The following is a 12,704-nucleotide window of genomic DNA, read 5'->3' as shown; positions in this document are numbered from 1 at the left end:
CCATGCTCTTGCCCTTGCGCTGGTTCCACGCCTTGAGCTTCACCTTGCTGCCGCCACCCGAATCCTCGGCGGGCTCGGCGTCGCCCGCGGCATCCGCCGATTCTTCGGCTTCGCTATCCTCCTCCGCAGCCGCGTCGCTGCCGGTGCGTGAGAGGATGTCCCACGTCTTCTCCAGTTCGGCATCGGACAGGCTGCACGCCGTGGCGTAGAGGATGCACGCGCCGACGGGCGCTTCGTCCATGCCGAAGTTGTGGCGGTGCAGCAGGTAGTAGGCCGTCACCTCGTCCAAGTTGCCAATCGCCGCGTCTCCCCGTCCCCGTGTCTCCGGGTCCTCTCCCGAGAGCACCTGGCCGACGACGTAGTCCACGACCATCCGGCGGACATGGTTGAGGAACTCGCCCACGTTCATCGTGGCGTTGGGCTCGTTGGCCTTGCGCACGACCGGGTGCTTGCTGTACGCCTCCAGCGCCGGGCCGGTCGCCGCCCAGACAAAGTCCGGCCCGCGGATGCCGGCGTCCCAGAAGTCCCGCAGCTTCTCTGCAATGTTCGCCCGCATCTCCTCCAAGACCTTGTTGTCCCAGCCGGGCTTGGCGGTGGCGGGACGCTTCTTGCAAACGAGCCAGACAGAAGACGCGAGCGCGGCCCCGACAAGAGCGCGCGTGCGGTTGCCCATTTCTGTTTGAATTGGCCAGCTTCCATCAACGACAAAGCCTGCGCGTATGATTGCCGATACGAGTGTTTCCCACGCATCTGGCTGCTTGTTGGCAAAGACGATGACCAATCGGCCTTCTGGTTTCAGTGCCTCACAGCACGAGCCAAATACCCGGGCCATGCCGTCTTCGTACACATGTTTACTTAGTGCAGCATCATTCCCGTGGCGGCTACAGTCGTCAATAAGCTCGCCGTCGTTGGCCTCGCTATCCCATTTAGGCGATAAGGTGTGGGCGAATGCGGCGTCGACGGACGGCGATATACCGAACAGAGTTCGACGGAGCCAGATATGAAAGTAGTCCATCAAGTCGGAATACGGGATCGCATCGTAGTAAGGCGGATCGGTGAGTACGACATCGTATCCCTTGTCGGACGGCGCGGTTGCGGAACGTTGTTCGACGGACGGCGCAGGACAATCCGTGGCGAAGGATAAGGTGTGGTCGATGCAGCGTCCTATCCAATCTATTGCTCCTGAATACCCGCCGGAGCCCTGCTCAAGAACTGACGCTTCCGAGAAATCCCACGATATTGGGAGAGCAAATCGAGCGAATGTACTACGGGTGGTTTGGCGTGTAAGCGTCCATGTGCAGATAGTGCTGTTTCGATTGATGACAAAGTCGAGAATTGACGCAAGGTAGGCCGAAATCGCTTCGATCCACTCGGGCGGGAGTTGCGGGAATGCCATGTCGCAGCGGGCGGCGCGGGTGGCGGCGACGAAGGTGCCCAACGCCATGAGTTGGCGCGGCGTGAACAGGTCTCGCCACTTCATCAGCCCGTAGCCCTGCACGCTGAACGCGCGGCCCGCACCGCTTCCGCCGCCGGCGGGCGTCGGCTCATCGGGCACACCGAAGGGCACATCCTTGAACGCGGCTTGGACCTGCTCCTCACTCGGCGTGGCGACGGCCAGTTCATGCTCGGTGGGCAGTCGATATTCCTTGCCAGCGGGCGTATCGACGACCACGGCGGTCATGACGCTGCCCAGCCGACCGGCCTTGCCTTCCAACCGAATGTCTTCCATCGTGTTGATCGCGCCACAACACGGGCACTGCGCTCCTGCCCGGCTCATCGTGCCCGCACCGAGTCGCTTGTCATGCTCGCGCTTCTGGGCTGCGTTGCCACCCTTGGCTGGAACGCTCGCATCCACGCCGAACACGACGGCCGTGCGGTCGGCGTTCGGCTCCATCGTCAGAAGTACCCGCTTGTTGGGCTTCTTGCACAGCCAGCGGGTCTTGAGCAGCGGAACCGTGGCCCGGCAGTTCTTGCAGACAACCGTCCGCGCCCAGAGATAGGCGACCGTCGGCTTGGCGACCCAGCGCGGATTGCGCTTGTCAGCCAGGTACTCCTCGGTGAACTCGGCGTTCAGCGAGTCGATGTCCGGCGTGCCATCGTCCTTGAGCGGCACGAGGCGCATCGGCTGGTGCTCGTAGGCGATGTGGTCCTTCTTGATCGGCTCGAAGTCGGCATAGGTGGGGTAGCACTGGGCCAGCTCCCGCCGGGCGCGATCCAGCACCCACTGGCCCCAGGCGCGGACGTGCCAGGCCAGGTCGGCCAGGAGTTCCTCGCCCTCCGTACTCGCCAACGGCGCGAACGGCAGCGCGCCTTGCCTACCCTTGCCCGTGTCCTTGGTCTTCTTCTTGAGCGACTTGTGCAGCCGCTTCAATGCGGCGGTGACCTCCGCCTCGCCGTAGCCCTTGGCCTTCTTGAAGAACTCGGCCATGAAGGCGTCGTTGTGCAGAATGAACTCCGGCAGCGGGCGGGTCTGCCCGGCCAGCTTCTGCGGATACTCCAGCGTGCATTTGAGGATGAACCAGGCGACGGGGTTGATGTCGATGGCCGTCGCCTCGCAGCCCAGCCGCATGGCCTCCAGCGGAATGGCCCCGCCCCCGGCGAACGGATCGAGCACCTTGGGGGCGCGCCCGCCGTAGGCCTTGCGGATTTCCTGGCGGAACCATTCAAGCGTCTCGGCGTTCTCAGTCTCCCGGCCCCAGTGCAGGATGCCGCCGACGGTCTCCTCCTTGATGCGCTCCACGGTCTGGCCGTTGGGCATCTTCTTCTTCTCGTTCTTCGTGACCACCTTGCCGCCGATCTTCTCGCAGAGTTCCCGGCGGCGCCGCTTGATCTCGGCCTCCCACTGGGTGTCGGTCATTCCCTCGGGCTTGGGACTTGCCGATGGATCGGGCAGGAGCGTAGCGATCAGCGCCGCCCGGCAGGCCGCCAGCGGCCGCCTCGCCGGCCAGATGTGCAGCGTCGAGATGTGCCCGTGGCGGACGTTCTTCTCGTGCACGCTGTCCAGCGACGCTTGCTTGAGCGGAAACGCGTGTTCAATCAACCTTGGGAAGTCGGTCACGCGATAGATTCCTTGGCGGCTTGTGTAATCTGGTTGGCGCTGATCAGAACGCTGCCCTTGGCCTTGGCCAGCAGATTGCCGAACGGGTCCTGTACCCGCACCAGTCGCGGGTTGGGCGTGGCGCAGTCGTAGACGGCGTAGAGCCAGTAGCCCTCGCGCAGGTTGGCGGCACGCGCCCATTCGTTGCTCGACACCTCCACGTCTCCGGTGCTGGCCCGGCCCTTGACCTCGATGGCCCGCCGCTGTCCGTCGGGATAGATCGATAGCAGGTCGAAGCCGGGGTTGTCGGTCAGCCCGGCGGCTCGCGCCAGTTCGGGCGTGTGGACGTCCTTGACCGTCGCCCCACACGCTTCCTCGAAGGCTCGGGCCAGGTCCATCGCCACCTTCTCGACCTCGGCGTCGTGACGTTCGAGGTCGGCCGGATCGGATGAGGGCACGACGAGGGCGTGGGCCAGAAAGGTCAGATGTCCGGGCGCGATCAGTTCGGGTTCGCGCCGGATGGTCGCCAAGGCGGCGTGGCGCCGCTGGGCGAGCGAACGCTGCTGCTCCTTGATCTCCTTGAGGGCCTTTATCGCGGCCGCGTTGCCGGAGCGAGCTTTCTCCGACTGCTTGACACGGGCGGCGGCAAGCTCGGCCTCCTGGAAGTCGAACCCACGCCGGATGAATTGCTCGCGCTCGGGCAGTGTGTCCAACATGGCGTTGCGGCGCTGGACCGCAAGCCCCCGGGCGACGCGCTCCATGATGAAGGCCTCGGCCTGCTCTTTGAGCTTCCCGGCCGTCACCGCCAGGCGTTGTGCGGCGGCGGGCAGGCCGTGGCCGCCCTTGAGCAGAAGCAGGTGCTCAACGGGGCAGAGCACGACCTCGGCCCCTTCGTACTGCTTGACGCCGACGAGCTGGCAGTCGAGCGTTTCCTCGGAGGCCAGGTCGGGCAGCTCAGGGTCAGCTTGGCGAATGACGCTGATCAAGGCGAGGTGGAACAGGTACGGCTTCTCGGTGGTCGGGTCGATGAAGACCGCGCCGCGCAGAGCCTGGTCGCCCAGACGCTCGCTGACCAACCCCCGGAAGCGTTCAAACACCGGCTCGCCGGGATGCAGCCAAATCGCACGGTCCTTGTTGTCCGGGTCCGGTCTGTTGACGGTCAAACAGCCGCGCTGCTTCGCCGGGTACATTTCCAATGCGTGAATCAGGGGATCGACCGCACCCTTGCGGGCGGGCCGCAGTGAAAAGCACCCGTCCAGGTGCCCGTCGATTTCGATATCCACGAGCGGGGCAGCGTTTTCGATGAAGTGGCGGACGTAGCCGGGCAGCAACCGGCAATAGGCTTCCTGCTCCAAGTCGTCGCGCAACCGCGGAAGCTGGCGGGCCACATCGCCGCCGTCGCCGTACAACATCCTCTCCCTTGCGGCCAAGGCCGCGACCTGCTCCTCGGTCAGCCGACCCTCGAGCTGGTGCGCGGCGACATCCGCGCCCTCGACAACGGCCTGTTCCATGTACTGTTTGAGCGAGACGCCCTCGAAGAGGCGGCCAATGGAGTCGAAGACCTTTTCGCTGCCCAGCCTATCGCGGATGGTCTCCAGCTTCTTCAGTAGCGTTTGAAGGACGAGGCCCTCGCGCGTCTTGGGAGCGACGAGGTTGACGATGTGTACGGGGTCGTGCTTCTGGCCGTAGCGGTGGATGCGGCCCATGCGCTGTTCCAGGCGGGCCGGATTCCAGGGCACGTCGAAGTTGATCATGATCCAACAGAACTGAAGGTTGATGCCCTCCGCCGCCGCGTCGGTGCAGATCATGAACCGGGCACCACCATCATTATGAGGGCGACGGAATCGTTCGACCTGTTCCTGGCGTTCGATGTAATCCATGCCACCGTGGATTTGGGCGATCTGGCCGGTGTAGCCCATGCCGCCAAGGCGCTGGACGAGGTAGTCGAGCGTATCGCGGTGTTCCGTGAATACGATGAACTTCTCGCCGACAAACTTCGGATCGGTCAGCACTTCGCGCAGCTTGTCGAACTTGGACTCCGCGCCCTGGTCATAGACCTTGCGGGCAAGGTCGCGCAGCGCGACGACCTGCTCACGCTCGACGACCAGGTCGGTCAGGGAAGCGGCGATGACGCCGGCGAGCAGCCGCTCCTCGGAGATTTCATGCTCCTCTCGCCCGTTTTCCGTGCCTTCCTCGTCAGCAGTTTTGGTATCCAGGACGTCGTCTTCCTCGGCGAGACGGCGCTGGAGGACGACAAGCTGCTCCTCGGTAAGCCTTCCCTCCTGGACTTGGCGGATCAACTGGTCCAGCTTTTCGATTCGACGCTCGAACGACCGCAGCAGGGCGTAGGTGGAACTTGCGAGGCGGCGCTGCAACACGCTCATCGCCAGCCGTGCCGCGGAGCGATTCAGAACCTTCGCGCGGTTATAGACATGGCGCATGTAGTCGGTTGTCTCGTCGTAGAGCGTCTGTTCGCTGATCGGACCTTGGGTGAGGTCGTACCCCAAAGTGTCGGAGATGCGCTTCGGATACAGCGGCTTGCCGCTGATGTGAACCATCTCCTCCTTTGTGCGCCGGATGAAGTGTGCACGGCGACGCTCGGGCGGGTACTCATCGAATGCCTCCGGCGTCGCAAGAACCTCCGGCTCAAGCAGACGCCACAGGGCGTAGTACGGGTAATCTTTGCCTTGGTGGGGCGTGGCGGTCAGCAGCAACAGGTGATGTGCCGTCCAAGGTAACGTCCAGGCTTCACCGACGCCGCCCACACCCGCCAGCGCTTCGGCCAGCCGGTAACGGTCCGTTTTGCGGACGCGAAGGTCGCTTCCGCGATCGGCGGAGAGCTTGTGCGCTTCGTCGAAAACAACAAGATCGTACGGAACAACGTCGGGTTCCCGAAGGCGTGCAAACGTCTTCGCGCCGGCGAGCGTGTCGACGCTGACGATAACGCAGTCGCTCTCCTCGCCCACGAACGGGTTTGCATCTCTGGCATCAGCCCCCGTGACGATGCGGAACTCAAGGCTGAACAGCGTGGCCAACTCGCGCTTCCAGTTGCCGATCAGTCCTGCGGGCGCCACGATCAGGACGCGCTTGATCAGGCGACGGGCCTTCATTTCACGAATATAGAGGCCCGTCATGATCGTCTTGCCCGCGCCGGCGTCATCCGCGAGCAGGAACCGGAGGGGGAACTGCTTCAGCATTTGTTCGTAGACCGCGATTCGCTGGTGGGGCAAGGGGTCGATCTGCGAAATCTCGGTGGCAAACACGGGGTTGAACAGGTGACCGAAGCCCAGGCGTTCGCCCTCGGCGAGCGCTCGAACCACGTTGGGGGAACTGGTAAAATCGATGATTGGCTTCTCGGCGGGCTGAACGGTTTCGGGCTCCGCTCCCGTATCGCCTTCGTCCATGCGCTGGAGCTGTAGCCAGCACACGGGAGATGGCTTGGTCTGGCCGTTCTCCCACCGATTCACTGTGGCGAACGAGACCCCCAGCCGCGTCGCCAGTTCCATCTGCGTCAGGCCCAGGCGGGCGCGGAACTGCTTGATCCGAGTCGAGTAGTCCGAAGGAAGCCCGGAAGATGTCGCGTCGCCGGTCATGCACAACCTCGGCCCGTGTTTAACAAGGCATCGCGTGGTGCGATTCTGCGGTAGTATAGCACATGTTATGTCAATGTCAACAGCGCGCCGAAGCCGCCCCGAAAAAAGGGCGCCACGGCAACCCTATCGACCCGTGTTGCCATAAGTATTTAAAAGACAATTATTTAGGATTTGTAAATACGGACTTACCAGTCCATCTCTTGCAGGCACGCAGATGGCGGGACCTAATCGAAAGCTAATGGGTGATACGCATCACTGACCTTGGCTACACCCCTTGCACCCCGGCGTTACCGCCCCTCGCGGTCCGGCCGGTCTCGGACCGAAGGCGGATGCCTGGCTTTCGATCGTCGCCGCCACCGCTCCGTAGGCCAGGGCGCTGACCACGGCCGCCGCCAGCCCGGCGCGGCCGAAGACCACGATGAGCAGCAAGGCCAGCCAGAACGACTGGCACATCGCGCACTCCAGGAAGTAGGCCCACGCCCGGGCCCAGAGCGTCCCGACCGCCAGGGCCTCGAACTCCCGCCCGCGGGCCGCGACCTCCTCGTCGGTGAGCGGCTGCGGGGCCGTCAGCGGATCGCCCTGTTCCACCCGCGCATCGTATCGCGTCCGGTGATTGATCTCCCAGCGCAGCCGCTGCAGGTGCATCATCCGCCTGCTCTCGCGGCGCCGTCGGCGCCACCCAAGCTCCCGGGCCAGGAACGAGGCGAATACCGCCCGCCGCAGCCCGACGACGACCAGCACCCACGCGGCGAACTGAATCAGGTCCCCGACCGATCTCATGTCTTCCACGACAATCACGTCTGTCCTCCTTGACTTCTGATATGGGCCACGATCGGGGCCTCGAAGGCCTCCTGCCCCGGCGTGACCGCAAGCCGGCCGGGCTCCGTATCGCGGGGCAATTCCCCGCCCGCCTCGATGTACTCGATCAACTCCCGCCGGTGCGGAAGGTGTTCCTTGGCCCAGGCATGGACCTCGGCAGGCGTCTTGCCGGCCAGCAACTCTCGCACCCTGGCCACGACGAAGTCGCAGTAGAGCCGCGTCCTGGCATCACGGGGGTTGTACGCACAAAGCCAGACGCGGGTATCGCCGATGTCCACGAACGTCACGGCCATCAGAGTCCTCCCTTCCAGGTGTCGAACGGGCATTGCACGGCGTCGGCGGTGAAGATCGTGTCCGACGCCCGCTGCTCGATGATCGTGTCGGGATAGACGGCCGGCACGATGGGCGTCCCGTCCGGATTGAGCTTGCGGATGGTCAGGTCGTAGTCGCGGAGCTGCGGCACGCCGTTGCCGTTGAGGTTCAGGTCGACGTTCTGGTAGACGGTGGTCCCGTTGCAGTTCGGATAGACCCCGCTGGGGAATCGGCATCGCACGCGCGAGTACGGTCCCGCGTCGAAGTGGTAGTGCTCGAACTCCTTGCAGAGCGGCTCGCGGACGAAGCTCGTGCCGTACGGCCCGAACCAGCCGAGGCCCGGGATCTCGGGCACCACCTCGCTCCAGTCGTGGAAGTCATCGCACTCATACTCGCATCCACGATCCTCCGCCCACGGCACGGTCGGCCCGGACCACTCGACGTCCACGATCGTATCGAACGGTACCGACGTGACCTCGCTACCGCCGGAGCCGTGATGGCAGACGAAGGCCTGCGTGGAGCTGTTGCCCAAGGGCTTGTTGTACTGCGGTCCGCGCTGGTCCTCCCACGCCGGGTTGCCGTGATCGCCGTAGCGGTACTTGGCGCAGCCGTTGCCGTGATCCTCATCCACCGCCGACCAGATTCGCCCGCCGCCTTCGGCCTGCGGGTAGTAACCCTCGCCGATGGCGTTGTAGTAGTGTGCCGGCCCGCAGAGGTAGCAGGCGTACCCGTTCGTGCTGCCCTCGCGGATGTGATGGTGGAAGGTGCACTGCGGATCATCCGGCCCCGTCCAGAATACGTGGCTGCAGACCTCCCAGTAGTCGTTCGGCGTTTGATACGGATACTCGTGCTCGCTGTTGTTGTAGCAGCCGGCGCGCCGGGTATGGTAGCTGTCCTTCGGCGGATCGGCGTCGGGGCAACCGCCGTCGCACCATTCCTCGTACCGAGCGAGCTTGCCGCACAGGCCGGCGGCGACGCCATCGCCTCGAGCCAGGCGGCAGTCCTCAATCGTCGCCGGCCGGTTCCAGGGAACAATCGGATCGGTCCAGGGGTACGGACACGGGCCGCGCTGGCAGGCAGCGTAGCAGTAGATGCCCTCCGTGGGATTGCCGTCGCCCCAATCGTCGATCCAGTAGCCCCAGGGCATGGGTCCGCCGTCGACTTCGAGCGGGTAGCACGTCGTCGGCGTTTTCTTGCACGTCTCGACCGATCGCGTGAACCACAGGCCGTACTCGATCAGATAGTCGACCGCCTTGATGATCTCCCAGAGATGGACCTTGCTGATGCGGTCGCCCTCACGCAGGCCCCGGTCCTTGCCGTGGTACGGGAACAGGCCCGGCCCGGGCCACTCGCTGTTGCCCATCGGGTCGTTGATGAACTGGAACGAGGCGAACTGCGGCCAGGGCAGCCAGCTCTCATCATGCCCGTACTCATAGGCCTCCGTGCCCCAGGCCATCGAGGGCGCGTAGTCGAACGGCTCGGGCAGCCCGCGCCAGGTTTTCCGGCAGCGGACGTCGCCGGCGTTGGCCTGCGTGGGATTGTTGTGCAACGGGCGGACGCCGTCGCCGCCGCCCTTGCCGCCGTCACGGTAGAGCCAGGGCAGATTGCCGCCGGTCCAGCGCCACAGGATGGGCATGTTGAAGCAGCACGCCGGGGCCGGGCCGCGATGGCCCGGATGGTGCTGGAAGGAGTTGCCCAGGTACTGCAGACAGAACCGGGCAAGGTTGATCAGCCCGGGGCGGATGGTGGTCCAGGGGGCCATCTGCCAGGTGCCGGTGCAGCGTTTGAGGCATTGGCGTTTCTCGCCGGTGTACTCCTCCCAGATCAGTTCGGGGAAGCCGTTGGCATACGGGGCCTTGTGCTGCAGGACATAATAGTAGTAGCACGAACCCGCCTGCTGCTTGGTGTGGCCGCTGCCCGGCGGCGAGTTGGGATCATCCGCCGGGATGTTGGCCAGCGTGGGCGCCGCATCGGGCGTCGTGCCGTGCGGCTCGAAGACGGTGACGGCGGGCGATTCGTTGCTGACCACGCGAAGATAGAACAACACCTGCGTCTCGTTGGGCTGGCCCGGGACCTCGGCCCAGTACGATGCACCGCCGTCGGAGGTCGTCATCGTCAGTTGCAGCAACGACCCGCCGCCGGCCTTGTAGAACAGTGTGGCGGTCTGGACCTTGCCGCGTTTGGCCTGCGGCACCGTCCAGGTTACTCGGACCGCCTGATTGGGCACCGGGTCGTCGTAGGACTCGCCGCCAACGCACACTCGGGCGACCGCATCCTGCGGGAACCACGCGGCGTCGTGACGCAGGCGCAGGTACTGCTTGGGCAGGACGTCGCTTCGCGACCAGTCGAAGTAGCCCGTCGGGCTGATCGTGTGGCTTGAACCACGGAGCTGGCCGCCGATCTGGCCGATGGCCGCCGTTTGCCAATACCAGCCCTTGAAAAGCCCCGGCGCCGGCGGCGGGTATTGGCCGGAGTTGTGCAGGAAAGTCTGCTCGGGCCACAGGCACCGCAGGTGCTCCTGTTTCCACCACTGCTCACGGTTGGCATAGCTCTTGGGCACGGCCCCCAGGGCGGCGTACATGAGGCCTTCGAGCTTCTTGAGTGCCAGGCGGAACTTGCCTTCCAGGTCCGGATCGGGGTCCTGGCAGTCCGCCTGTAGATCGTGCATGTCGTAGTAGACGTTGGCCGTGCCGCCGTCGCCGACGAACTGCTCGTCGATGTGCGACGTCGTGACCAGCATAGTGCTATCTTTACAGGACAAGCTGACCATCGACCTTGGCCCTCCACGCCATCTCCACGAGATTGTCCTGCAACGCGATCGTGTCGTTCGGCGCCAACGTGAACGGCGCGACCGCCAGGAACCACATCAACCGTTCAACGCCATCCACCTGTGCCGTCACGAAGATGGCTCGGCACTCCGGCCAGTCGGCCGTACCCGTGTTCCGCCAGGCCGGGTTGGCCACGGCCGCGCGGGCATCGGCGCCATCGGCGTCGGTGATCACCGACCAACTTAGCGGGATCGGGACGTAGCCCTCGGCGTCATCCAGTTCCGACAGATCGGCCAGCGCCAGTGTGGTGTTGGCCCCAGCCACGTCGGTGGCGGCCAGACGGAGCTTCCATCCGGACCATGCACAAGCCGCCGGGCCCTGGAAGGCCCGCTTGGCGATTGCCTCCATGTAGTCCCGCGTGATCATGTGTCGATCGCACTCCGGTAGTCGCGGACCCGCAGCTCGTATCGCAGGCGCAGTGTCTCGCCGGGATGAATTCGCACGCCGGTGATCAGAACCGCCGAGGCCACGAGCGCAGGCGGCGTGGTGTCGGTGATGATGTAGACAGCGCCGATCTCCAGCGTGCTGCCGCGCCACCGAAAAGCCTCGACCTGGTCGTGGGCGGCGGTGTTGGGCCGAAGGCTGTAGAAGGTAGACAGCCCGTCATAAGAACCGCCCGCCGAATGGATGTGCAGTGTGTCGGCGGTGTTGCTCTGGACGATGAACTTCCCGCCGCCGAGCCAGCAGGCGTAGCCGACCCATTGGCCCGGCGTCCAGGCTTTGCCCTCATCCTTTACATCCCAGCCGTGGAGGGGATCGGTCGTCACCTCGCCCCGGCCTTCCTCCTCGGCCAGGAACCGACCGGGATGGCCGTGCGGCACGTTCCACGGGAAGCCGTGCGAGTCCGGGCTGTATTCGCTGTCCTTGAACCAGTAGCCGGGCGTTCCGGTGTCCGGGTTGCCCTGCGTGGTCCAGGGCACGGCATTGCGCCAGCTCAGCCAGTCGCTGATGACGCGGACGGCGTTGCTCAGGCGACTGACGATGAACGTGACCGGCTTGGTCTCGTACTGCATGATCGCCTTGTGGGCCCCGTCGGCGGCGTAGTCGGCGGCACCGCCGTCGTTGGCGTAGAAGTCCTGCAGGTGCGCCCAGGTGGTCTCCTTGTCGAGCTTGAGCGTCGCGGGTGCCGGCGTCTTGCGGGTGTAGTTGGGCCGATGATCCGGATTCCAGGGGATATTGATGCCCGTGAGCCCAGCCCTGAAGGTAACGGCCTGGCCGAGGAACGCGGCCCGCCAGAGCTTCTCCGCGCCTTCCTTGTGGAAGGTATTCGGCAGCGCGAGGCGCCGCTGACCGATCTCGATGATGAACTCACCCATACGTCCCCCGGTACCAGAGCACATCGAAGAGCCAGCAGCCTACGCCCGCCCAGTACACGACCACGCGTCCGACGGGTACCTTGCCGGCACCCGGGTAGATCGACTCGCCGATGTTGTAGAGGTTGCTGTTGAGGTCATCGCCGCCGGCAACATCCTGCCACGTTCCGTTGGCCGCCGGGTTGACCTGCTGGCCGCTGTAGAGGAACGGCGGCGAACTGCCCTCGACCTGGGTGATCCGGGCATACCGTCGCTCGCCGCCTCCACCGGCCTGGCCGACCCGAACCACGGCCCACTGCTCGCCGGTGCCCTCGGCCTTCCAGAGGATCTGGGCGCCACCGGAGCCCGAGGCGCTGCGCAGCGCGCCGCATTCACCCTCGGCCGCCTCGGCGAAGCCGTGGCCGACGTCCTGGACATCGAGCTTGACCGGGCAGATGCCCTGGGCCATCGCCAAGCCGATGGTGCCGTCGGCCAGGGGTTCAAGGAGGATCACAAAGCGATTGGCGTGCTCGGCGGCCGGTGTGACACCCACCAGCGCGGGAGCGTTCTTGAAGGCATCCTCATCGTCGGCCGGATCGAAGATGACACCGTCGACGCCCAGGACGTCGAAGCGGTTCCGGTCGGCGCCGCTGTCGTTGCGGATACGCACGATGCCGGACGGCCGGGTGAGCGGCTGGGCATCCTGCGTCTGGTTCTGTTGGCGCGACCGAAGATCCTGGGCGGCCTCGATGAAGGCGTTGAACGTCCCGGCCGGGATGACCAGCGGATCGCCGGGTTTGACCTTCCTGAGTGCATCGGCCAT

Annotated in this window: 8 protein-coding genes; all 8 read right to left on the bottom strand. The window is 65.0% G+C overall.

What is annotated here, in order from left to right; translation table 11 throughout:
• A partial coding sequence (locus tag PLL20_01240) for a DUF1156 domain-containing protein (protein ID HPD28590.1) occupies nucleotides 1-3,058 on the bottom strand: 3,058 nt, incomplete at its 3' end.
• Entirely contained in the window at nucleotides 3,055-6,630 is a 3,576-nt protein-coding gene (locus PLL20_01235; protein HPD28589.1) for a helicase-related protein, read from the bottom strand. The genes PLL20_01235 and PLL20_01240, both read right to left, overlap by 4 nt.
• 252 nt (nucleotides 6,631-6,882) lie before the next feature.
• Nucleotides 6,883-7,428, bottom strand: coding sequence for a hypothetical protein (locus PLL20_01230; GenBank protein ID HPD28588.1), 546 nt, complete (start codon nucleotides 7,426-7,428; stop codon nucleotides 6,883-6,885).
• Nucleotides 7,425-7,742, bottom strand: a complete 318-nt coding sequence (locus PLL20_01225) for a hypothetical protein (protein HPD28587.1) — start codon at nucleotides 7,740-7,742, stop codon at nucleotides 7,425-7,427. The genes PLL20_01230 and PLL20_01225 overlap by 4 nt, the downstream gene beginning before the upstream one ends.
• A complete protein-coding gene (locus tag PLL20_01220; protein ID HPD28586.1) occupies nucleotides 7,742-10,501 on the bottom strand; it encodes a hypothetical protein in 2,760 nt (919 codons plus the stop codon). The genes PLL20_01225 and PLL20_01220 overlap by 1 nt, the downstream gene beginning before the upstream one ends.
• Before the next feature lie 10 nt (nucleotides 10,502-10,511).
• Nucleotides 10,512-10,955: a hypothetical protein gene (locus PLL20_01215; GenBank protein ID HPD28585.1), complete on the bottom strand. Its 444-nt coding sequence runs from the start codon at nucleotides 10,953-10,955 to the stop codon at nucleotides 10,512-10,514.
• Nucleotides 10,952-11,905, bottom strand: a complete 954-nt coding sequence (locus tag PLL20_01210; protein HPD28584.1) for a hypothetical protein — start codon at nucleotides 11,903-11,905, stop codon at nucleotides 10,952-10,954. Before PLL20_01210 ends, PLL20_01215 begins: the two co-directional genes overlap by 4 nt.
• Nucleotides 11,898-12,704 (bottom strand): hypothetical protein, encoded by an 807-nt coding sequence (locus tag PLL20_01205; GenBank protein HPD28583.1) that lies wholly within the window; start codon nucleotides 12,702-12,704, stop codon nucleotides 11,898-11,900. Before PLL20_01205 ends, PLL20_01210 begins: the two co-directional genes overlap by 8 nt.

It is taken from the genome of Phycisphaerae bacterium, assembly GCA_035384605.1.
Lineage (GTDB): Bacteria > Planctomycetota > Phycisphaerae > UBA1845 > PWPN01 > JAUCQB01.
This window is presented reverse-complemented; position numbering and strand designations above follow the sequence as displayed.